This window comes from Natrononativus sp. DTA114, assembly GCF_059736515.1.
Window position 1 is genome coordinate 164,001 of sequence record NZ_JCASSN010000007.1, and the last position, 19,729, is coordinate 183,729.

Annotated in this window: 23 protein-coding genes; 10 read left to right on the forward strand and 13 right to left on the reverse strand. The window is 67.1% G+C overall.

What is annotated here, in order from left to right; all coding sequences use genetic code 11:
* The first annotated feature begins 110 nt into the window (after positions 1 to 110).
* A complete protein-coding gene (locus AC6I6S_RS20370) occupies positions 111 to 365 on the forward strand; it encodes a hypothetical protein (RefSeq protein ID WP_497952786.1) in 255 nt (84 codons plus the stop codon).
* Here the strand turns inward: AC6I6S_RS20370 and AC6I6S_RS20375 are convergent, their stop codons facing one another.
* The 5 genes from AC6I6S_RS20375 to AC6I6S_RS20395 form a co-directional block, all read right to left on the reverse strand.
* Positions 366 to 1,583, reverse strand: coding sequence for an ABC transporter permease (locus AC6I6S_RS20375; protein WP_497952787.1), 1,218 nt, complete (start codon positions 1,581 to 1,583; stop codon positions 366 to 368).
* Complete coding sequence (locus AC6I6S_RS20380) at positions 1,580 to 2,821, reverse strand: ABC transporter permease (protein WP_497952788.1); 1,242 nt, start codon at positions 2,819 to 2,821, stop codon at positions 1,580 to 1,582. Before AC6I6S_RS20380 ends, AC6I6S_RS20375 begins: the two co-directional genes overlap by 4 nt.
* On the reverse strand, positions 2,811 to 3,569 hold the full coding sequence (locus AC6I6S_RS20385; protein ID WP_497952818.1) for an ABC transporter ATP-binding protein: 759 nt from the start codon (positions 3,567 to 3,569) through the stop codon (positions 2,811 to 2,813). The genes AC6I6S_RS20380 and AC6I6S_RS20385 overlap by 11 nt, the downstream gene beginning before the upstream one ends.
* Positions 3,570 to 3,738: 169 nt before the next feature.
* On the reverse strand, positions 3,739 to 4,074 hold the full coding sequence (locus AC6I6S_RS20390) for a hypothetical protein (RefSeq protein WP_497952790.1): 336 nt from the start codon (positions 4,072 to 4,074) through the stop codon (positions 3,739 to 3,741).
* Entirely contained in the window at positions 4,071 to 4,880 is an 810-nt protein-coding gene (locus tag AC6I6S_RS20395; protein WP_497952791.1) for a succinylglutamate desuccinylase/aspartoacylase family protein, read from the reverse strand. The genes AC6I6S_RS20390 and AC6I6S_RS20395 overlap by 4 nt, the downstream gene beginning before the upstream one ends.
* 208 nt (positions 4,881 to 5,088) lie before the next feature.
* On the opposite strand from AC6I6S_RS20395, the gene AC6I6S_RS20400 reads away from it, so the two are divergent.
* The gene (locus AC6I6S_RS20400) at positions 5,089 to 5,856 is read left to right on the forward strand and encodes a protein sorting system archaetidylserine decarboxylase (protein ID WP_497952792.1); all 768 of its coding nucleotides are present in this window, start codon (positions 5,089 to 5,091) and stop codon (positions 5,854 to 5,856) included.
* Positions 5,857 to 5,863: 7 nt separating this feature from the next.
* On the opposite strand, the gene AC6I6S_RS20405 is transcribed toward AC6I6S_RS20400, so the two are convergent.
* Positions 5,864 to 6,478: an SOUL family heme-binding protein gene (locus tag AC6I6S_RS20405; protein WP_497952793.1), complete on the reverse strand. Its 615-nt coding sequence runs from the start codon at positions 6,476 to 6,478 to the stop codon at positions 5,864 to 5,866.
* An 84-nt stretch (positions 6,479 to 6,562) separates the two neighbouring features.
* Positions 6,563 to 8,743, reverse strand: coding sequence for a CDC48 family AAA ATPase (locus AC6I6S_RS20410; protein WP_497952794.1), 2,181 nt, complete (start codon positions 8,741 to 8,743; stop codon positions 6,563 to 6,565).
* A 150-nt stretch (positions 8,744 to 8,893) separates the two neighbouring features.
* Here AC6I6S_RS20410 and AC6I6S_RS20415 point away from each other — a divergent pair, with 150 nt between their 5' ends.
* A complete protein-coding gene (locus tag AC6I6S_RS20415) occupies positions 8,894 to 9,028 on the forward strand; it encodes a DUF7128 family protein (protein WP_497952796.1) in 135 nt (44 codons plus the stop codon).
* A gap of 47 nt (positions 9,029 to 9,075) precedes the next feature.
* Here the strand turns inward: AC6I6S_RS20415 and AC6I6S_RS20420 are convergent, their stop codons facing one another.
* Together AC6I6S_RS20420 and AC6I6S_RS20425 are read right to left on the reverse strand one after the other, a co-directional pair.
* The gene (locus tag AC6I6S_RS20420; protein WP_497952797.1) at positions 9,076 to 9,324 is read right to left on the reverse strand and encodes a DUF7508 domain-containing protein; all 249 of its coding nucleotides are present in this window, start codon (positions 9,322 to 9,324) and stop codon (positions 9,076 to 9,078) included.
* Entirely contained in the window at positions 9,324 to 9,746 is a 423-nt protein-coding gene (locus AC6I6S_RS20425) for a DUF5796 family protein (protein WP_497952798.1), read from the reverse strand. The genes AC6I6S_RS20420 and AC6I6S_RS20425 overlap by 1 nt, the downstream gene beginning before the upstream one ends.
* A 138-nt stretch (positions 9,747 to 9,884) precedes the next feature.
* Between AC6I6S_RS20425 and AC6I6S_RS20430 the strand changes: the two genes are divergently transcribed.
* Together AC6I6S_RS20430 and AC6I6S_RS20435 are read left to right on the forward strand one after the other, a co-directional pair.
* Positions 9,885 to 10,757: a shikimate kinase gene (locus AC6I6S_RS20430; protein WP_497952799.1), complete on the forward strand. Its 873-nt coding sequence runs from the start codon at positions 9,885 to 9,887 to the stop codon at positions 10,755 to 10,757.
* Entirely contained in the window at positions 10,754 to 11,077 is a 324-nt protein-coding gene (locus AC6I6S_RS20435) for a chorismate mutase (RefSeq protein ID WP_497952801.1), read from the forward strand. The genes AC6I6S_RS20430 and AC6I6S_RS20435 overlap by 4 nt, the downstream gene beginning before the upstream one ends.
* A gap of 76 nt (positions 11,078 to 11,153) precedes the next feature.
* Here the strand turns inward: AC6I6S_RS20435 and AC6I6S_RS20440 are convergent, their stop codons facing one another.
* The gene (locus AC6I6S_RS20440) at positions 11,154 to 11,861 is read right to left on the reverse strand and encodes a class I SAM-dependent methyltransferase (protein WP_497952802.1); all 708 of its coding nucleotides are present in this window, start codon (positions 11,859 to 11,861) and stop codon (positions 11,154 to 11,156) included.
* A gap of 135 nt (positions 11,862 to 11,996) precedes the next feature.
* Here AC6I6S_RS20440 and AC6I6S_RS20445 point away from each other — a divergent pair, with 135 nt between their 5' ends.
* From AC6I6S_RS20445 to AC6I6S_RS20465, 5 genes are all read left to right on the forward strand, one after another.
* Complete coding sequence (locus tag AC6I6S_RS20445) at positions 11,997 to 12,887, forward strand: 3-hydroxyacyl-CoA dehydrogenase family protein (RefSeq protein WP_497952803.1); 891 nt, start codon at positions 11,997 to 11,999, stop codon at positions 12,885 to 12,887.
* Positions 12,880 to 13,701 carry an enoyl-CoA hydratase/isomerase family protein gene (locus tag AC6I6S_RS20450; RefSeq protein ID WP_497952805.1) on the forward strand — a complete coding sequence of 274 codons (822 nt, stop codon included), beginning with the start codon at positions 12,880 to 12,882 and terminating at the stop codon, positions 13,699 to 13,701. Before AC6I6S_RS20445 ends, AC6I6S_RS20450 begins: the two co-directional genes overlap by 8 nt.
* Positions 13,702 to 13,823: 122 nt before the next feature.
* On the forward strand, positions 13,824 to 14,522 hold the full coding sequence (locus tag AC6I6S_RS20455) for a DUF4013 domain-containing protein (protein WP_497952806.1): 699 nt from the start codon (positions 13,824 to 13,826) through the stop codon (positions 14,520 to 14,522).
* Positions 14,523 to 14,630: 108 nt separating this feature from the next.
* Positions 14,631 to 15,347: a uridine kinase gene (udk, locus tag AC6I6S_RS20460; RefSeq protein ID WP_497952807.1), complete on the forward strand. Its 717-nt coding sequence runs from the start codon at positions 14,631 to 14,633 to the stop codon at positions 15,345 to 15,347.
* A 156-nt stretch (positions 15,348 to 15,503) separates the two neighbouring features.
* Positions 15,504 to 17,372 (forward strand): hypothetical protein, encoded by a 1,869-nt coding sequence (locus tag AC6I6S_RS20465; RefSeq protein WP_497952809.1) that lies wholly within the window; start codon positions 15,504 to 15,506, stop codon positions 17,370 to 17,372.
* Positions 17,373 to 17,403: 31 nt separating this feature from the next.
* Here AC6I6S_RS20465 and AC6I6S_RS20470 read toward each other — a convergent pair whose 3' ends face one another.
* From AC6I6S_RS20470 to AC6I6S_RS20480, 3 genes are read right to left on the reverse strand one after another with little or no spacing between them, the layout of a single operon-like run.
* Positions 17,404 to 18,600 carry a site-2 protease family protein gene (locus AC6I6S_RS20470; RefSeq protein WP_497952810.1) on the reverse strand — a complete coding sequence of 399 codons (1,197 nt, stop codon included), beginning with the start codon at positions 18,598 to 18,600 and terminating at the stop codon, positions 17,404 to 17,406.
* A 49-nt stretch (positions 18,601 to 18,649) separates the two neighbouring features.
* Positions 18,650 to 19,051, reverse strand: a complete 402-nt coding sequence (locus AC6I6S_RS20475) for a universal stress protein (RefSeq protein WP_497952811.1) — start codon at positions 19,049 to 19,051, stop codon at positions 18,650 to 18,652.
* Between the two features lie 36 nt (positions 19,052 to 19,087).
* Positions 19,088 to 19,516 carry a universal stress protein gene (locus AC6I6S_RS20480; protein ID WP_497952812.1) on the reverse strand — a complete coding sequence of 143 codons (429 nt, stop codon included), beginning with the start codon at positions 19,514 to 19,516 and terminating at the stop codon, positions 19,088 to 19,090.
* Between the last annotated feature and the right edge of the window lie 213 nt (positions 19,517 to 19,729).

Below are 19,729 nucleotides of genomic sequence, written 5' to 3' on the forward strand. Positions count from 1 at the left end.
ACGAAAAGTACGTACCGAATACTCGTCTCGTCCGGGCGCCACAACCTCGATACCGACCCCCTGCACCGAAACATACATCGGGATAGAAGTAGAATATTTGAAATGATTGCATGATTAACAGCACTCGTACAACGGCGGCGTTCGCGGTCGCAGCACTGCTCGTCACCGCCGCGACGGTTGTACTCGTCGCCGTCGGCGGTCGGTCGTACAGTGTTATCGCTCTCGGTTTCTTCGTCGTCTCGCTCGGGGGGTTGTGGTGGCTCAAAGACGAACTCGAGGGCCGGGAGAGTCCGTCGATGGACGAAATTCGGGACGACTCCGTCGACAGCGCAGAGCGCGAGCACGACGACGTCTACCAGTTCTGATCAGCCCTCGAGGCGCTCGAGCCGGAGCTGCCGACCGGCCTGCCAGCCGGTGACGAGTGCGACGAGCGTGCCGACGACGACGGCGACGGCGAAGCCGAGCGCGTACACCTCCGGGATCGGTCGGACGATCCGTTCGAACCCGACGGTTATCGTCGAGACGTAGTTGAGCCCGATCGAGAGCGGAAGCGTCGCGAGCACGCCGATCGTCCCTCCAACGAGACCGATAACGAACCCCTGGACGGCGATCGTGCCGGCGAGGACGCCTCGAGAGAGACCGATCGCCCGCAGCGCGGCGAGTTCCTCCCGTTGCTGGTAGGCGACCAGCACGAACAGGTTCGTCGTCAGGGTGATGCCGCCGCAGACGGCGAGGCCGACGAGCGCCATCGCGCTCGCGACGATGAGCAGCCGATCCGCGACCATCGCGCTCAGTTGCTCGTCGTTGGTCCGGATGTCGTAGGTCGGGTACTCCGCCGCGAGGTCGTCTCGGACTGCCTCGCGGTCGGCGTCGCTGTCGACGTTAACGGTGACGAACGCGGCCCTGTCGCCGGCCGTACTTCCTGCGACGCCCTGGAGTTCGGTAAGCGGAACCGTCACCGTCTCGGTCCCGAGAAACTGCGAGTAGTACGAGCCGACGCCGACGACAGTGAACTCCCGCCCGGCACCCTCCTCGCTCGCGGCGACGGAGACGGTGTCGCCGACCTCGAGGTCGTGTCGGTCCGCGACCGCCGGATCGACGACGATCCCCTCGCCATTGAGCCGTTCTTGCTCGTCTGCCGCGTCCTCGCCGAAGCCACCGCCGTCCTCGAACTCGAAGTGGCGATGGGTTCCCTGGACTCCGACGGCGGTGAGCCGCTCGCGGTCGTCGGACCCGGTTCCGATGTAGACGTCGTGGAGCCCGATTGCCCGCGCTTCGGAGACGTCCTCCCGGGCTTCGATCTCCGCCGTCACCCGGTGGGCGTCGACGACCGAATTTTCTCCGCCCTCGGCGGCCTGGGCAGTCGGACCACCCGTTACCCAGATATCGCGGCCGGACTGGTCGAATCCTTCCTGACCCGTCTCGATGACGCCCACGCCGAGACTCGCCAGGAGCGTCACCGAAAGCACCGCCAGCGCAACCCCGAACACGGCCAGCAGGGTTCGACCGGGGGAGCGCCGAAGCTGTGCGATCGCGAGGCCGACGACGGCCCACGCGCGCGAGACCGGCCGGCGCGGGTTCACCGCTCGACCTCCGCGAGAACGTTCGTTCTGGCGGCGATCGCGAGCGGGTACGGCAGCGCGATCAGCACCGAGACGAGCGCAACGCCGATCGCGTACGGTACCAGTACGGGGTCGGAGACGGCGACCGCGTCGGGTGCAAACGTCGCCGTCGCGACGGCGTTAACGGCGACGATGCCGACGAGCCCCAGAGCGATCCCGACCAGCGCACCGAGGAGCGCCGTCGTCACCGTTGCGACCGCGACGATCACCAGTCGGCTTCGGTTCGAGAAGCCGACCGCGGCGAGTACGGCGAGCGCGCGTCTGTCGCTGTCGACGCTGAGGCCGACCGTCGTGGCGACGAACAGCGAACAGAGCGCGACGCCGGTGAGCAAGGCGAGGGCACTCGTCACGAGCGCGAGATCGTCGGCGAACAGCGAGTCGATCCCCCCGCCCGCATCGACCGTCCCCGCCGGGTACGCCTCATCGGTGGCGGCCTGCACGGCGTCCTCGTCTCCCCAGACGAGAATCGCATCGGCGAGGTCGTCCTCGTCCGCGCCGGTGAACGACTGTAATTCGCTCAGATGAACCAGGGCGACCGCGGCGTCCTCGTCCTCGGCGGGTTCGATTCGCCGGACAGTGTGTGACTGCGTCGATTCGTCTCCGGCAGCGCTCTCGAGCGCGACCTCGTCGCCGGACTCGACACCGAGGCGCTCCGCGGCGGCCGCTGAGAGCACTATTTCACCGGCCCGCGGCCCGTCGTTGGAACCGTTCGCGTGCTGGGGATCACCGGGCTCGAGGCCGTCAGTCGACAACCCCGCCACCGTCGACGGCTTCGAGCCGGGAACGACGCCGACGACCGTGACGTACTCGGCTCGCTCGCCGCCCGCAGCGGAGACCCGAACCGGCTCGGACAGCACCGGCGTCGCGTGTCTCACCCCGTTTCGGTCTGCGATCGCCGCCGCTCGATCGTGGGACGCGCCGAGTCGGACGCCTTCGGCGCCCGCGACGGACGACTGGGGCTCCCCGCCGCCCGGAACGATTCTGACGTCGGCGTCGTCCGTCGATTGGGAGTGATCAGCGAGCGCGAGTGCGACCCCGGTGACGAGCACCAGGTTCGAGATCGTCAGCGCGACGACGATCACCGTCGGCACCGTCAGCCCCGGCGTGTATCGCGAGGCCTGGGTTCGCACCCTGGCGATCGAGAGCCGAACGAGCCCGATCCAGCGGGTTCGGCGGTTCCCACGCCAGTCACCGTCCATCGTCGACCACCGTCCCGTCCCGGAGTTCGATCACGCGGTCCGTCACGTCGAGCGTGGCGGTGTCGTGAGAGGCGACCAGGACGGCACGGTCGGTCGCGACGTCGGTCAGGACCTCGAGGACGGTTTCGCCGGTCGCGGTGTCGAGTTCGCCGGTGGGTTCGTCGGCGACGATCACCGCCGGCTCCGTCGAGAGCGCTCTGGCGATCGCGACCCGCTGTTGTTCGCCGCCGCTCAGTTCGCCCGGCAGATGCGTAACCCGGTCGCCGAGTCCGACCTGCTCGAGCAGGTCGCTCGCGCGCTTTCGTCGCTTTCGCCGGGGGACGCCGACCTGGACGAGCGGCAGGGCGACGTTCGCGCGGGCCGACAGCGACGGCAGGAGATGAAAGCGCTGGAAGATGATCCCGACGTGGTCCCGTCTCGAGCGGGTGCGGGCGCCACCCGACAGCGTCGTGAGGTCGGTGCCGAGGAGTTCGACGCAACCGGATGTCGGCACCAGCAGACCCGCGACGGCGTGGAGGATCGTCGACTTGCCGCTCCCGCTCGGTCCGGAGATGCCCACGATCTCGCCCGTTTCGACCGTAAACGAGACGTCACGCAGCGCCGTGACCGACTGGCTCTCGTTCGAGCGCCCGCCGCGCCCGCTCGAGGCGTACTCGTGTCCGACATCCACGAGACGAACGGGGGCCGGCGGCTGGACCTCGGTCTCACTCGCGCTCGCGTCCGCGGCCGGTGGGGAACGTGAAAAGATGCTCACGGGTGCAGTCTTGACTCATCGGAGCCCGTCTCGTGGCATTGTTCCTATCTCCCTACCCTCGTTTGGCCGAACATACGCCCGGATACGCCCGGCTGTATCGGCTGACTACGGAGGGATAGGCGGCCGTTCCGAACCCTCGAGAAACGATTCGGAGTTCGGGGGGCTACTGGCGACTCTCCGGGACGGAATCGACCCGCTCGTCAACCGACTCCGATTCGGTCACCGCCTCGGTGGACCGCCACCACTCGTAGCCGTAGCCGACGACCAGCGAGATACCGTAACAGCCGACGAGAAACGGCACCCAGTACACCCAGAGCGCGAACCGGGGTGCGATCGCGTTGCCGATCGCCGTCCCGATCACGAAGATCAGGTAGCCTGGCAGCGCCAGCGGGGTCATCAGGGCCGTCTTGACCGCCCCGAGAGCGAACGGGACGACCAGCAGCGCGTAGGTGACGAGCGTCGCCGGCCCCACCAGCACGCGCCGAATCGAGATGCTCATCGACCGTCCTCCGACTCGAGTATGTCGTGGTACTCGAGCACCTTTGCAGTCGCGAGGCGGGTCTGCTCATTTTTCGTCTCCTGGTCGAGCAGGAAGTCGGTCGTTTCGAACAGGTAGGCGGTCGTCTCCAGATCCCGGTAGGCCTTGTGAAAGAGCAGCGGACCGCCCATTCCGCTGACGGCCGCGGTGAACTCGTGAAGCGGCATATACCACGGAACGGCCGCGTCGTTGAGGTAGCTGGCGAGATCCTCCCCATAGGCGTCCGGCGAGTGAAAGATCGCCTGACCGACGAACCGGTCGTGGACGCCGTAGATGCCGAGCGAGCGGTGGAGGTCGAGGAGGACGTCCGGTTCGTGACGTTCGACGGCCTCCCAGATGCCGCGGGCGAGTTCGCTCTCCGGCTCGCGGTCTGCGGGGAAGTGTCGGTTCAGATCGCCGTCGATCCCCTCCCGCTCGTCGTTCTCGACCGCGACGACGTCCGCTTCCGGGATCACCACGAGGGTGCCGGCGTCGGGGTGCCAGTCGGTCACCTCGTGGGCGACCGTGTAGCCGTTGTGTTCGTCGCCGTGGACGCCGCCGACGACCATGACCGTCGGCCCGTCTGCGGGTGCCTCGATCTCGTGAAGTACCGTCTCGTGGACGGTCCCCGGAAGGATCGTCTCTTCGTCTCTGGTGAGATCGTCGGCCCCCGTGGACTCGCCGACGGCGCCAACGGTTCCCCCGTCGCCGGACCCTCGGGTCCAGGTGCCGGAGACGGCAGTCCCAGCGAGCATTCCACCGATGGCGAGAACGCGACGTCGCCTCATCGTCCCACCAAAGTATCTCCTCGTTAATGCGCCTTGCCCTCCCGGTAACGATCGGACCACCGTCGGGGAGTCGGGTGAAGTCGCCGCCTACTCCCGGAGGATGTGGCCGGTATGGCACAGGAGACGGTTCGGAGACTGGTACTCGACCGACGACGACGCCCCTCGGGTCTCCGTAACGGCCAAACATCTCCGCCACGTCAGGGCGGACATGAACTTCGCGCCGGGGGCCTGGCGATACGCCATCGTTCCGCTGCTCGTCGCACCGTTCGCGCTGGTGTTCAGCGTTGCCGCTGGCGTCCTGGCGCTCGCGATCGGCGTCGGAGCGCTCGCGTTCTTTCGCGACCCGGATCGAACGCCGCCGCCGACCGGCGTCGTCGCCCCGTGTGACGGAAAGGTATCGGTCATCAGACCGGAGGGCGACAGGCTGCGCCTCGGGATCTTCATGAACGTCCACAACGTCCACGTCGTCCGCTCCCCGTTCGACGCGACCGTCGCCGCCGTCGATCACGAACCCGGCGCGTACAAACCGGCGTTCTCGAAGGACTCGGACCGCAACGAGAAAGTCCACGTTCGGCTCACCGACGTCGAGGGCCTGGACGCGACCGACGGACCGTCCGAAGCGACGGCCGAAGCCGACGACGAGGGGGCGGGGGCCGACGACGAAGCCGACGTCACGTTCATCGCCGGCGCGTTCGCCCGTCGGATTCACCCGTACGTCGAGGCCGGTGACGGCCTCGAGCGCGGCCAGCGCATCGGACACATCGCGTTCGGGAGCCGCATCGACGTCCTGTTTCCGCCGGGAGTCACGCAGGAGGATCTCGCCGTCAGACGGGGTGAAACCGTCACCGCAGGCGAGACGGTGCTGCTCGAGACCGCCGCGGAGGATCTGTTCGAGGACATCGAGTTCGGGATCGACACCGACGACGAGCGGTCCCCCGACTCCGACGACGGCGGTTCATCGAACGGGGCCCAGTAACGCCGGACTACGCGAGTTCGACGGCGACCTCGTTGCGCCTGAGAAACGGCGGCGTGAGCGGGTCGGCGTACCGCAGGACGAACGGCTCGCCGGTCGTCTCGAGCCCGTGCGCTTCGAGCGCCTCGAGCAGTTCGCCGGTGTACCGTTCGAGGCGTTCCGGCGTCGCGTACCACGAGAACGAGCGGACCGCGATCGTTCGCGGCTCCTCGACCGTGAGCGTCACGGTATCCTCGAGCGGTCGCGGGCTCGCCCCCGCGTCGTACTCCTGTGGGAGGAAAAAGCCCATCGTCACGTCGCGGTTCGCGCCCGGCCAGCCGGGGGAGCCCGCGGGCCGAGATTCCGCGTGTGTCCGAACCGGGGCCGTCATCGGCAGTTCCTCGTGAGTCTCGTTCGCACCGGTGAGATACCGGTAGAGGCGACCGAAGGCCGTCCGGCCGCTGTCTGCGGTCGTCTCGACGAGAACCAGCCGTGGGTAGCGACGCACCTCGACGCTATCGACCGTTCTAACGAGCGCGTAGTCGACTCGTTTCGTCGTCGCCAGCACGTACAGCCCCCACCCGGTCCAGGCCGCGAGGAGGCCGATCGCGACCGCGGGCCAGCGCGGGTACCGTTCTCGAGTCATACGGGCCGTTCCTCGGCGGGCGACAAATACCGTGTTGCCGGCAGCGGTGACGGTCAGCGATCGAGACAGGTCACTGCCGGCCCCTCAGGCGGTCGTCTCGCGCTCGAGGCTCTCGTGCGCTCGCTCGAAGTGGCGGCGCTCGATCACCACCTCGTCGGCCCGCTCGTTCGCCGCCTCGGGGCCGTGTTCGGTCGCGACCTCACGGATCGCCTTCATCGAGGCGTCCCGGACGAGCGCCTCGAGGTCCGCACCGGTATACCCCTCGAGGTCGTCGGCCAGTTCCGCGACGTCGACGTCGTCGGCGATCGGCTTCCCGCGCGTGTGGACCTCGAGGATCTTCCGGCGCGCCTCGTGGTCGGGTTCGGGGACGAGGACGTGGGTGTCGAGACGGCCCGGCCGGAGCAGCGCCGGGTCGAGGAAGTCCTTGCGGTTGGTCGCCGCGAGCACCACGAGATTGGGGTTCTCGCGCATCCCGTCGAGTTCGGTCAGGAGCTGTGAGACGACCCGCTCGGTCACCTCGTGGCTCTCTCCGCGGGTGCCCGCGATGGCGTCGATCTCGTCGAAGAAAACGATCGACGGCGCGGCCTGGCGGGCGCGCTCGAACACTTTCCGGATCGCCTTCTCCGATTCCCCGACGTAGCGATCGACGATCTCGGGGCCGTCGACGCGGACGAAGTTGACGTCCGTCTCGCCCGCAAGCGCCCGCGCGAGAAGGGTCTTTCCGGTGCCCGGCGGCCCGTAGAGCAACACCCCGGAGGGGGGGTGGGTGTTCGTCGCCTCGAACAGCCGGTCGTAGGTCAGCGGCCACTCGACCGATTCGCGGAGCGTCTGTTTGGCGTCCTCGAGCCCGCCGACGTTCGAGAAGTCCGTGTTCGGGGATTCGGCGACGTACTCCCGCATCGCGGAGGGTTCGACCGACGCCAGCGCGGCGTCGAAGTCTGCCTTCGTTACCTCCGGGTCGCGGTTCCACTCGGCGCGCGCCTCGGCGTCCGTCGGCCGCCGTCGAATCGCCGCCATGGCGGCCTCGCTCGCAACTGCGTCGAGATCGGCCCCGACGAAGCCGTGGGTTCGTGAGGCGATCTTCTCGACGCCCACGTCGTCGGCCAGGGGCATCCCGCGGGTGTGGACCTCGAGGATCTCCTTTCGACCGGTCGCGTCGGGGACGCCGATCTGGATCTCGCGGTCGAAACGCCCGCCCCGGCGCAGGGCGGGATCGATCGAATCGACCCGGTTGGTCGCCCCGATGACGATGACCTCGCCGCGGCCGTCGAGGCCGTCCATCAGCGTCAAAAGCTGGCCGACGATCCGGTTCTCAGCGTCGCCGTCGTCATCTCGCGTCCCGGCGATGGAGTCGATCTCGTCGAAGAAGATGATCGTCGGCGCGTTGGCGCGGGCCTCCTCGAACGTCTCGCGCAGTTGCTCTTCGCTCTCGCCTTTGTACTTCGACATGATCTCCGGGCCGGAGATGGTGAGGAAGTTCGCCTCGACTTCGTTGGCCACCGCGCGGGCGATCAGCGTCTTTCCGGTGCCCGGCGGGCCGTACAGTAACACTCCGGAGGGCGGTTCGACGCCCAGTCGCTGGAACAGTTCGGGCTCCGAGAGGGGGAGTTCGATCATCTCGCGGACGAGCTCGAGCTCCTCGTCGAGTCCACCGATATCCTCGTAGGTGACGCCCGATGGGGGCTCCGGAGCCGGGTCGTCGTCGGTGGCGTCAGCGTCAACGGAAGCCGACGTATCGTTCTCGCCACCACCGTCGTCGAAGACGAGAATCGTCGTCGATCCCGTGATACGGACGTCGCCGCCGGGATCGGTTTCGACGACCCTGAACGGCTCGGCGGCGACGCCCTCGATCCTGATCTGTTCGCCGCTGCGGATCGGACGGTTTCGCAGCTTCTGGTTCGCCACCCGTTCGGCCAGCCGCGATTCGGCATCCGAAAGCGAGGCTGGTGGCGACAGCGTCACCGTGTTCGCCTCCCGGATCGTCGATTTTTCCTTCGCCGTGACGACGACCGTGTCCCCAACGTGAACGCCGGCGTTCGCTCGCGTGTCGCCGTCGATCTGGACGACCGTCTCCGGAATCGCCGGATCGGCCGGCCACATCTTCGCGACCGTTCGCTCCTCGCCCTCGATGACGACGGTGTCGCCGCTGAGAACGCCGAGTGTCCGTCGCGCCATCTCGGGAATCCGCGCCACGCCGCGGCCGGCGTCGCGCTTTTCCGCCGCTCGCACGGAGAGCGTCACGCCGTCGGGATCCGAATCGCTCATACCTCTCGTTTCGCCGCGGGCGTCTTGAGAATTACCCTGCTGATCGCGGATTTACACCGGCTTCGATCGGAGTCCGAAGTCGGGCAGATCCAGTCGACGCACTTGTGTGCCGGAGAAACGCATTTAGGTGCTGCCGTTGCAGACGATGCCATGGTGGTCCAGACCCAGCGCGACGACGCCACCTGGTACGAATGCGAGGCCTGTGGCCTCCTGTTCGACGATCAGTCGGACGCAAAACAACACGAGAATCGCTGCGACGCAGAGGAGCCGTCGTACATTCAGTAAGCGCCGGCCGCACCGTTGACGCCGATTTTCCGCCGCCCTCGAGCCTGCTACGTTTCGAGGCGCTCTCTATGCTCGGCCGCGAGTGCTGCCGCCCGTTCCCGGGTATGGGCCTCCTCCCAGCGCACCCGCTCGCCGTCGCCGTAGGCGAGTGCCGTTTTGAGTTCGTCCTGTAACACGCCCGAGTCCACCGCGAGCACCGTCCCGTCCGCCGCGCCGAGTTCGTAGACGCCGGGTCGTGCGGGGGCTCGAGCCACCGTTTCTCGATCCAGATCGCGCCAGGGTTTACGCAGCGGCATCAGTCGACCAGTTCGTAAGCGTGCTCGCTCATCTCGTCTTCCGCGAAGACGAAGACGCGGCCGTCGACGACCTCGAGGTCCGCCTCGACGCGGATCGAGTAGGCCTCCGTTTCGACCGTGACCCCCGGAAACAGCTCCTCGCGTTCGTCGGGAGCGAGCATGAGTCGGCCGACGCCGGTCGTCTCGAGGATGTCGTCGTGCGTGTTGCGGTCGTTGATGTACGTCATCACGCCCTCGACGCCGTCGGCGTCGGTGACGAGGACGTGAACCTCCTTACCAGGCGGCGTTGTGACCCCATCCTCGACCGGTTCCGGAACGCCGTTGTAGAACGTCTCTCGTCCGTCGAGATACTGGACGACGACGCCGCCGTCGACGAGATCGACCGGCAGCGTGCTCGGGGCGATGGTGCTGCGAGTGCTCATACACTCGAGTTCGGCCGCCCGCGGGAAAAACCGTGCGTTCGGTCGGCGCCGGCGGGACAGTTCCGCTCCGGAACCGCCAATGTCGGCCAGAACCGCACGGACCGCCAGCCGTAAGTACTCGCTGTGAGTGATCCCTGTATGGACGGCCAGGCCGCCGCCCCCGCCGCCGGAACCGTGCTCAACGCGCTCGCGACCGGACGGGGGTCGGCGTTCGCGATCGACCTCGAAACGACGGCGGCCGTCGAACTCGTCGACGACGCCGGGATCGAGGCCGAGGTCAGCGGCCAGCCCGACGCCGACACCGAACTGATCGAACGCTGCGTCGAGTTAGCTCTCGAGCGCTACGCCGATGACGCCGGCCTCACCGAGTCCGCCGTCGGCGCTCGCGTTCGTACTGAGAGCGACGTGCCGATGGCCGCCGGGTTGAAGAGTTCGAGCGCCGCCGCCAACGCGACCGTGCTGGCGACGCTCGACGCCCTCGCGCTCGCCGACGCCGTCGAGCCGATCGACGCCTGCCGGCTGGGCGTACAGGCGGCCCGCGACGCCGGCGTCACCGTCACCGGCGCGTTCGACGACGCCAGCGCCAGCATGCTCGGCGGCGTCACCGTCACCGACAACACCGCCGACGAACTACTCTCCCGCGAACGCGTCGACTGGGAGGCCCTGGTGTACACCCCGCCAGAACGGGCGTTCAGCGCCGACGCCGACGCGAGCGCCTGCGAGCGTATCGCACCGATGGCCCGCCTGATCGAGGAACTCGCACTCGAGGGCCGCTACGGCGAGGCGATGACCGTCAACGGCTTCGCCTTCTGTAGCGCCCTCGAGTTCCCGACCGCACCGCTGCTCGAGGCCCTTCCCGACGCCGCCGGGGTCTCGCTCTCGGGCACCGGTCCGAGTTACGTTGCGATCGGTGACCGAGAGCGCCTCGAGGGGGTTCGAGAGCGCTGGAAGAAACGGGCGGGAACGACGCGACTGGTCGAGACGCGAACCGACGGAGCACGCATACTATGACAGGAAACGCACCCGATTCGGAACAGGAGATGGGGGCTCGAGCACCCGACGAGATGGAACTAGACGAACTCCGCGAGGAGATCCAGGAGATCGACAGTGACCTCGTCGAACTGATCGCGCGGCGGACGTACGTCGCCGACACGATCGCGCAAGTAAAGGAGGCAGAAGGGCTGCCGACGACGGACGAACAGCAAGAAGAGCGCGTGATGGAACGCGCAGGAGCGAACGCCGACCGGTTCGACGTCGACGCGAACCTCGTCAAGGCGATCTTTCGGTTGTTGATCGAGTTGAACAAGGTGCACCAGCGCGAGAATCGGTAGCAGCCAGTACGATGTTCGACCGTTTCACTCGACAGGTGGAACGTATCGAAGGCTGTCGCGAAGAGAGCGAGCACTCTCAGATTTTTACGGCTCGCAAGCACAGGAACACTGGTCGCATCATTTCGTTTTCGTACCGTTCCGGACGTATTTCTCTGAACGCTTCCGTGGGCTGTGGTTCAGCTATCGCATCTATCTGAAAATTTGCTTCGAGTATCGGGCTGAGTATCTCGGAGAACGGTCGGCGATAGTACGGGACTTCGACCGACCACTCTTTCGTCCGTGGTTCGACATCGAAGTAGTTCTCGTCCGCCTCGAGCGGGTACTCGTCGAGTGGGTGCTTCACGGAGACGACGACGAACCCACCGGACTCGAGCAGACGGGCGAATTCGGCGAACGTTCGGTGCCAGTCCCGAACGTAGTCGAGTGTGAGGGCACTGACGACCCCGTCGAACTCGTTCTCTGTGGCAAAATCGAGCGGGCGCTCGAGACTCGCCTGGTGGAACGTCGCCCGATCGCCGACCCGTTCGGCCGCGTACTCGAGCATCGCGTCGCTCACGTCGACGCCGACGACCTCGCTCGCGCCCTGCTCGAGTAACCAGTCCGTGTACCGGCCGGCCCCACAGCCTGCATCGAGGATTTGTTTTCCGGAAACGTCCGGAACGAGCGCCGATGTTGCAGGGAACTCCAGTTCCTCGTTGTACGCGTTCGCTTCCACGTCCGCCGTATACGTAGCCGCCAGTTCGTCGTAAGCACGCTGTGGTGTGGGTGACTCTTCGGAGGTCACGACTCTCAATCGATAGCCACACGACATAGTCGCTCCGACCGGGCTCGAACGGAATCGCAACGCTCTCGCAGCCCGACGCTCCTGAGTCTCTGCCGAAGGAAAACGCTTTTCAGCGCACTCAGAGACCGTGTCCGTATGAAAATCGCAGTCCTCGGCGCGGGAAGTATGGGCCACGGAATCGCACAGGTTTCGGCGATGGCGGGCCACACCGTCTCCCTCCGGGATATCGACGAGGAACTCGTCGAAAGCGGCCTCGAGGGCGTTCGGGAAAACCTCCAGGGCGGCGTCGACCGGAACAAGGTCACCGAGGAAGAGCGAGACGAGGCCCTCGAGCGCCTCGAGGGAACGACCGACCTCGAGGCGGCGGTCGCCGACGCCGACCTCGTCATCGAGGCGGTGCCCGAGGACATGGACCTGAAGAAAGAGGTGTTCTCGGCGGTCGAGGCGGCCGCGCCCGACTCCGCGGTCGTCGCCTCGAACACCTCCTCGCTGTCGGTCAGCGAGATGGCGAGCGCGCTCGAGAAGCCCGAACGGGTCGTCGGCCTCCACTTCTTCAACCCGCCGCATCTGATGGATCTCGTGGAGATCGTCGTCGCCGAGCAGACCGACGAGGCGACGGAGGCGTTCGCCCTCGAGTACGTCGAGGGGATCGAGAAGGAGCCCGTCGTGGTGCGCGACAGCGCCGGTTTCGCGAGTTCGCGGCTGGGGCTTGCGCTGGGGCTCGAGGCGATCCGGATGGTCGAGTCGGGCGTTGCCAGCCCCGAGGCGATCGATACGGCGATGAAGCAGGGGTACGGCCACCCGATGGGACCGATCGAGCTGGGCGACCACGTCGGCCTCGACGTCCGGTTACACATCGCCGAACACCTCCGCGAGGAGCTGGGCGAGCGGTTCAAGCCGCCCCAGTCGCTGCGCCGGAAGGTCCGAGCGGGGAAACTCGGCAAGAAATCGGGCGAGGGGTTCTACGTCTGGGAGGGTGGTGACCCCGTTGCCATGAGCGGCGCGTGGGGTGAAGACGATGAGTGAGAGCCGTCTCGCGGAGCGTGCGGACGAGTACGGGGTGCTGTCGGTGTCCGTCGGCGAGCACGCAGACCGGGTCGCGACGGTCGCGATCGACCGCCCGGATGCCCGCAACGCGATGAACGGCCAGGTTCGGACTGAGTTAAAAGACGCCATCGCGACGGCGGAGGAGGACGACGACGTGCGCGTGCTCGTCCTCACTGGCGGCGACGGCACCGGGGCGTTCATCGCCGGCGCGGACGTAACCGACTTCCGCGAGCGCGGACCGGTTGAGCAGCGCGAGGCCAGCCGGCGGCCGCGGATCTACGAAACCATCGACGATGCGACGCTGCCAGTGATCGCGCGGATCAACGGCCACGCCCTCGGTGGCGGCTGCGAGGTCGCCCAGGCCTGCGACGTCCGGATCGCCCAGCGCGGCGTCAAGATCGGCCAGCCCGAGATCAACCTCGGGATCATGCCCGGCGGCGGCGGCACCCAGCGCCTCGCCCGCCTCGTCGGCGAGGGGCAGGCGATGCGGCTGATCCTCTCCGGAGAGCTCATCGACACCGAGGAAGCCCGCGAGATCGGTCTCGTCGACGTGCTCTGTGAGGAGGACGATCTCGACGACGAGGTCTACGGGCTCGCACGGTCGATGGCCGAGAAAAGTCCCGTGGCCCTCGAGTACGCCAAGGACGCCATCAAAGCGAGTTCGCGGATGGGTCTAGAGCAGGGGATCGACTACGAGGCCGAACTGTTCGTCCAGCTGTTCGCGACCGACGACAAGAACGAGGGGATCGACGCCTTCCTCGAGGGCCGAGAGCCGGAGTTCACGGGGTCCTGACAGCCCCCGCTGCAACGCCGTGAAGAGAGACAGTCCGTGTCAGTCGCTAGTTTATGCTCTTGTCGTCCCTATATAGGTGTAGATCGCGCCGAGTCTCTCGGCAGCCGGTCGGTGAACAGATCATGTTAGCAGAAGCAATCGGATACCTGAAAGCGAGCGACGACGTCTGGAAGACGAGTGTAATCGGCGGGCTGCTGTTGGCCTTCGGTTTCCTGCTGATTCCGCTCTTTCTCGTCTGGGGCTACGTCGTCCGGGTCGTCGACCGGACCGCCCACGGTGACGAGGAGGCGCCGGTGTTCGACGACTGGGGACAGATGACCATCGAGGGGGCGAAGGCGTTCGCCATCCTCCTCGTCTACGCGCTCGTCCCGCTCGTCGTCGGCTCGGTGATCATCGGCGGCGTCTGGGCCGCAACCGGCGGCGCACCCGGCGCACTCGGTGGTGCCCTCATCGCTCTCGGCGGACTGCTCACCGTCGCCCTGCTCATCGCGGCGGCCTACGTTGGCCCGGCGGCCATCGCTCACTTCGCCGAAGAACGGCGTCTCAGTGACGGCTTCGATTTCGAGACGCTGCGACCGGTGCTCTCGAGTGGCACCTACGCGACCCGATGGCTGCTCTCGTTCGCCGTCATCATCGTCGCCGCGGCGGTCTCGGGTGCGCTCAACGCGATTCCGATCGTCGGAATCTTCCTGGGCGCGGTCGTGACGTTCTACGCGCTCGTGACGGCCTACTACATCATCGGCCACGCGTGGGCCGACGCACGGCCGGTCACCCTCGAGGAGGGTGGCGATGACGTCCCGCGCGAAAAGCCCGCGATCTGATCGGGACGACCGAAGCGACACGGCGATTTTTCCGAAAGACTGTCGACTCGGGACCACGATCCGTCGGAGATCACGAGCTTCTTAACCGTCGGTTTCGAGGTTCCACCGATGAGTATCCCCTCGTTCGTCATTGGCATCGCAGGGGGAACCGGTGCCGGCAAGACGACGGTCGCACGCGAGGTCGCGGACACCGTCGGCGAGGCCGTCACCCGGATTCCGCTGGACAACTACTACAAAGACCTCTCGCACCTCGAGTACGAGGAGCGAACCGAGGTCAACTACGATCACCCCTCGGCGTTCGAATGGGAACTGCTGTCCGAACACCTCGACTCATTGCTGATGGGCCGGCCCGTCGAGATGCCCCAGTACGACTTCGAGATTCACAACCGGAAAGCAGAGACGATCCGTGTCGAACCGACGGACGTGATCGTCCTCGAGGGGATTCTCGCGCTGTACGACGAGACTATCACCGATATGCTCGACCTGCGGGTGTACGTCATGACCGACGCCGACGTCCGTATCCTCCGTCGAATTCAGCGCGACGTGATCGACCGCGACCGGGATCTCGAGGGCGTCATGGATCAGTACCTGAATACGGTGAAACCGATGCACGAGCAGTTCGTCGCGCCGACAAAGACTCACGCCGACATCATCATTCCGGAGGGTGCAAACCGGATGGCGATCGATCTGCTGACCGAGAAAGTCGAGGCCGAACTCGTCGGCGACTCCGTCGACGTGCTCGAGGAACTGGCGAGTGACTCCCTCGAGAGTTCCGAGGAGGGGGAGTCTCCGGTCGGTTCGGACGAGACCCCCGATAGCTGGTAACAGTCGGGATCTCGAGAGCAGACGAGCGATCGGATGGCAGAATTTCGAGGGGGACAGACGTCTGACACGGTAGTCACGGGCTAGCCGTATCGCAGCCGATGAGTGTCCGCGTGGGACGAAAAATGATTGATGCGTCGGGTCGCGCAACGCGGTGCCATGACAGCGTTCGACCGACGCCGGTTCCTTCGGGCGGCGACTGCGGCAGCGATAGTGGGTGTAACCGCTACGACCGGCGGCGCGAGGCCGGCGGCCCGTGCGGGCTGGCAGTACCGATCCACCGGCGAGCGGGGCAGTTCGTTCGCCAACGTCCGTCGGACTGACGACGGCTACCTCGTCGTCGGCGGCGCCCGCGACGAACCGTACACGACCGAAGGGGGCGCGACCGCGCTCGACGCCGACGGCGGAGTGGTCTGGAGCGACCGGTATCTCTCCGCACAGCAGCGAGACGCACGGGAACGGGAGGTTGCCACCGGACCGATCCCGGAGGACTGGCTCTCGTTCTCGCTCGAGACCGCCGACGGCGCCCTGCTCGTCGGATGGACCTACTACGATAACACGGCGGTAGACGTCGCCCGTATCTACCGCGTCGGCCCTGGCGGCGGCGTCCGTGCGGTCCACGATCTCGGCGATCTAGAGATCGCCTCCGCCTACAGTCACCTCGCGGACGGGATCGAGACGGACGACGGCTACCTCTGCTGTGGCATCGAATCGCCGGGAATCAGCCTCGGCGGCGCGGGCTGGCTGGTCTGGCTCGCCGACGACGGCTCCGTGGCTCGCCACGATCGGTATCCGGCCACCGACAGGGATCTCGAGCAGACGACGCGACGCGACGTCTTCAACGCCATCGTGGAAACCGACGGAGGATACGTCGTCGCCGGGGCGTGCGAACCCGAGCGTGACGAACCGGCCCACGGGTGGGTCGTCGGCCTCGACGAGGCGGGCGGCGTCCGGTGGGACGACCGGTTCACGCTCCCGGGCGACGAACCGACCGTCGTCTACGACGTCCGCACGAGCGAGAGCGACGCCTACGACCTTCTGGTCGTCGGCGCGACCGGAACGCCGCTGCAACGGGCCAGCGCGACCGGCATCGACGCGCCGCCCGGCGAGGGCACCCGAATCGAGGGCGACGGCTTCGTCGCGGCGTACACCGACGACGGCGAGCGGCGCTGGCTCGAGTCGCTTTCGGACACGCCGCTGTTCTGTGCGGAAACGACCGAACGGAGCGTCGTCGCGGGCGGCGCTCGAGACGGCCGCGCCTGGGTCGGGACCGTCTCCCGGACCGACTTTCACGCCGAGCGCGAGAGCGTCGTCGCCTCGCTCTGTCCGTCACACGGGGACGGGCTGATCGCCGCCGGGAGAACCACCGACGGCGACCGAGTCGAGGGATGGGTGCGCGTGCTCGAAGGGGGCGGCGGCGACGAATCGACGGGAGAGAAAGACGATGACGAGACGGACGAGGACGGAAAAGACGGCGAAGAGACGGCTGACGACGAGACGGACGACGGCAGGGAACACGGTGACGAGAAAGAGAGCGAGGAGCGGTCAGAAGCGGGCGACGAGCCAGAAGCGGGTGATGAGCCGGAAACCGACGAGGAGAGGGACGAACGCGGCAGGAAGGAAGACCCCGTCGAGTACCTCGACTGTCGCCGAGTGCGGGTCGTCGGCGACTTCGACGACGTCATTCTCGGACTCCTCTTTGAGGCCGAGGACGGACTGACTGGGACGATCACCGAACCGGTCGGCGGCGTCGAGGGAGAGCGCGTGATCGACGGCGCCGAGGAGTTCGGACTCCCGCCCGAGGCGACGGTGCTCACCTCGGTCGAACTGTTCGAGGACGAGGGCGTCGCCACGCCGGGACTGGGCGATCTCCGGGTCGAGAACCCCGATATCGAGCGGTGCCGAAGCGAGCGGCTCGGTGAGATCCTCGACGAGGAGTCCCCGCAGGCGGACACCGAGACGGGAGCCACGAACGACACCGCGGAGACGAACGACGAGCCAGAACCAGAAGCTGAGGGAGACGAGTAAGGAGAAGGGGGAGGCGAGTTGAACGCGGCGGCTACCAGCGATGAGTGCGCTCGGGCAGCGACTCCGCCTCGAGCGGCGGCGGGGTCTCGAGGTCGTCCGCTCGTCCGCGGACCATCCCGACGCTGAGCGCCCGCGCGAGGTCGGAGCGGGTTATCAGACCCACGACGCCGCGGTCGTCGGTGACGAGGAGCCGTCCGTGTCCGCCGCGCTGAAGGGACAACAGCGCGCCGATAACGTCCTCGTCCGCGGAAATCGTCTCCGGGGACGTCCGCATCACGTCCCGGATCAGACGGGCGTCGCGTTCGACTCGCGGCACGGATCGAACGTCCTCGAGCGTAACGAACCCGACGACGCCGGTCGAATCGGTCACCGGAAACCCGGTGTGTCGGTGGGCGAACATCCGCTCCAGGAGCTCGCGAACCGTCGCGTCGGGGTCGACCGTGACGAGTTGCGCTCGCGGCGTCATCACGTCGCTCACGCGGAGGTCCCCGAGCGCCGCCTCGAGGGCGGTCTGGCGGGCCTCGCCGGCGGCGGCGATGTAGACGAACAGGGCGATCGCGATCATGAAGAAGTTGATCGTGAACAGCCCGAACAGGCCGAGGCCGAGCGCGAACAGTTGGCCGACGCGGGCGGCCTGGGCCGTCGCCACCTCATAAGGGCGGTTGCGGGCGAGGAGCGCCCGGAGAACGCGCCCGCCGTCGAGCGGAAAACCCGGCAGCATGTTGAACGCCGCGAGCACGACGTTCATCAGCGCGAGGTAGGCGAGCACGAATCGCAGCGGCTCGAGCGCAGGGGGCGTCGCGAGCAACAGCCCGTAGGAGCCGAGACCGACGGCCACACTGACGATCGGGCCGGCGACGGCGATCGCGAGCTCCTGGTACCACTTCTCGGGCATGTCGGTCAGCTGGGCGACGCCGCCGAGCAGCCAGAGCGTGATCGACTCGATCGCCACGCCGTACCGGATGGCGACCACGGAGTGGCCGAGTTCGTGCAACAGCACGCTCGCGAACAGCCCGATCGCGGCGAGCGAGCCGAGAACCCAGATCCAGGACGTCCCCTCGAGCGGCTCGACGTCGATTCCGGCCCCGAGAACCGCGTTGAGCACGACCGTCAGCTCGACGACCTGCCCGGCGATCAGCCACGCGAAAATGGGGAGGACGAGCAGGAACGTGATGTCGAGTTTGATCGGGATGCCGACGATCGATCCGATCCGGTAGCTCCGAAACATAGGAGAGCTACGGCGGCCAGAACGATAGCACCTTTCCAGGGAGACCGGCCTACTTGACGACCGTCACCGGGATCGGTGCCCGGCGAACGACCAGCTCCGCCACGCTGCCGAGCAGCATTCGAGCCGCGCCGTCGCGGCCGTGGCTTCCCATGACGACGTGATCGACGTCGTGTTCCTCGGCGTACGCGACGATCTCTCGCCACGGGGAGCCGGTTTCGATCGCCGTCTCGAGTCGCCGCCCATCGGCGTCTACCTGCGCAGTCGCGCTATCGAAGTACCGGGCTGCGATTCGCTCGCTCGTTTCGTGTACGTCGTCCTCGTCCTCGAGGTCGGCGGGGTCGGCGACGTAGAGCAACGTGATCTGCGCGTCGGAAAACAGCTCGAGTGCCGTCGAAAGCGCCGACGACGACTGCGTCGAGCCGTCGACCGGGACGAGGACGTGGGGCGTCATACCCACTCGTTTGGGACTCCGGAAAATAACACTTTGTCACCTGACGACCGTTACCGGCACCGAGGCTCGCCGGACGACGACCTCGGCGGCGCTGCCGAGCTGGAGCTTCATCGCCCCGCCGCGGCCGTAGCTCCCCACGACGATCCCGTCGATCTCGTTCTCGTCTGCGTAGGCGACGAGCGTTTCGGCGGGCGAGCCGACGCTGGTCGCCCGAACGACGTCCGGGTCGGTGTCGAGCCCCTCGAGCGCCCGGTCGAACAGCTCGTCGGCCCGCTCGCGTTCGGCCTCGAGCCAGGCGCTCGAGAGCGGGGCCGGGGCTTCGTCGTCGCCCTCGGGGTCCCGGTCGAACGGATCGATCGCGTGAAAGCAGACGAGCGTTGCGCCGGGAAACGTCTCGGCGGCGTATCGGAGCGCCGCCTCGGACCGATCGGAGCCGTCGAGGCCGACGAGAATGCGTGGAGACATAGCGGGCCGTACGACGAGCGACGATAAAAGGATTCACCGGGTTCTGGCACGCGGTTATCTTTCGTGTCGAGTCGCCGTGAGTGGTCACGGTCAGTACAGGCGGTGCAGGTAACGCTGCGGAAGAGCATCCAGCGCTGCACCCGCGAGCGACCAGCGGGAGCGAGCGGCCTTTTTAGCGTAGATTTTTGCAAGCGGTTCGAGCGACCGTAGGGA

What these genes read in the sequence shown, in the direction of transcription:
- AC6I6S_RS20370 (WP_497952786.1), top strand. Translation starts at nt 111, where the DNA reads ATGATTAACAGCACTCGTACAACGGCGGCGTTCGCGGTCGCAGCACTG.
- AC6I6S_RS20380 (WP_497952788.1), bottom strand. Translation starts at nt 2,821, where the DNA reads ATGGACGGTGACTGGCGTGGGAACCGCCGAACCCGCTGGATCGGGCTC.
- AC6I6S_RS20390 (WP_497952790.1), bottom strand. Translation starts at nt 4,074, where the DNA reads ATGAGCATCTCGATTCGGCGCGTGCTGGTGGGGCCGGCGACGCTCGTC.
- AC6I6S_RS20395 (WP_497952791.1), bottom strand. Translation starts at nt 4,880, where the DNA reads ATGAGGCGACGTCGCGTTCTCGCCATCGGTGGAATGCTCGCTGGGACT.
- AC6I6S_RS20400 (WP_497952792.1), top strand. Translation starts at nt 5,089, where the DNA reads ATGAACTTCGCGCCGGGGGCCTGGCGATACGCCATCGTTCCGCTGCTC.
- AC6I6S_RS20405 (WP_497952793.1), bottom strand. Translation starts at nt 6,478, where the DNA reads ATGACTCGAGAACGGTACCCGCGCTGGCCCGCGGTCGCGATCGGCCTC.
- AC6I6S_RS20410 (WP_497952794.1), bottom strand. Translation starts at nt 8,743, where the DNA reads ATGAGCGATTCGGATCCCGACGGCGTGACGCTCTCCGTGCGAGCGGCG.
- AC6I6S_RS20415 (WP_497952796.1), top strand. Translation starts at nt 8,894, where the DNA reads ATGGTGGTCCAGACCCAGCGCGACGACGCCACCTGGTACGAATGCGAG.
- AC6I6S_RS20420 (WP_497952797.1), bottom strand. Translation starts at nt 9,324, where the DNA reads ATGCCGCTGCGTAAACCCTGGCGCGATCTGGATCGAGAAACGGTGGCT.
- AC6I6S_RS20425 (WP_497952798.1), bottom strand. Translation starts at nt 9,746, where the DNA reads ATGAGCACTCGCAGCACCATCGCCCCGAGCACGCTGCCGGTCGATCTC.
- AC6I6S_RS20430 (WP_497952799.1), top strand. Translation starts at nt 9,885, where the DNA reads ATGGACGGCCAGGCCGCCGCCCCCGCCGCCGGAACCGTGCTCAACGCG.
- AC6I6S_RS20435 (WP_497952801.1), top strand. Translation starts at nt 10,754, where the DNA reads ATGACAGGAAACGCACCCGATTCGGAACAGGAGATGGGGGCTCGAGCA.
- AC6I6S_RS20445 (WP_497952803.1), top strand. Translation starts at nt 11,997, where the DNA reads ATGAAAATCGCAGTCCTCGGCGCGGGAAGTATGGGCCACGGAATCGCA.
- AC6I6S_RS20450 (WP_497952805.1), top strand. Translation starts at nt 12,880, where the DNA reads ATGAGTGAGAGCCGTCTCGCGGAGCGTGCGGACGAGTACGGGGTGCTG.
- AC6I6S_RS20455 (WP_497952806.1), top strand. Translation starts at nt 13,824, where the DNA reads ATGTTAGCAGAAGCAATCGGATACCTGAAAGCGAGCGACGACGTCTGG.
- udk (WP_497952807.1), top strand. Translation starts at nt 14,631, where the DNA reads ATGAGTATCCCCTCGTTCGTCATTGGCATCGCAGGGGGAACCGGTGCC.
- AC6I6S_RS20465 (WP_497952809.1), top strand. Translation starts at nt 15,504, where the DNA reads ATGACAGCGTTCGACCGACGCCGGTTCCTTCGGGCGGCGACTGCGGCA.
- AC6I6S_RS20470 (WP_497952810.1), bottom strand. Translation starts at nt 18,600, where the DNA reads ATGTTTCGGAGCTACCGGATCGGATCGATCGTCGGCATCCCGATCAAA.
- AC6I6S_RS20475 (WP_497952811.1), bottom strand. Translation starts at nt 19,051, where the DNA reads ATGACGCCCCACGTCCTCGTCCCGGTCGACGGCTCGACGCAGTCGTCG.
- AC6I6S_RS20480 (WP_497952812.1), bottom strand. Translation starts at nt 19,516, where the DNA reads ATGTCTCCACGCATTCTCGTCGGCCTCGACGGCTCCGATCGGTCCGAG.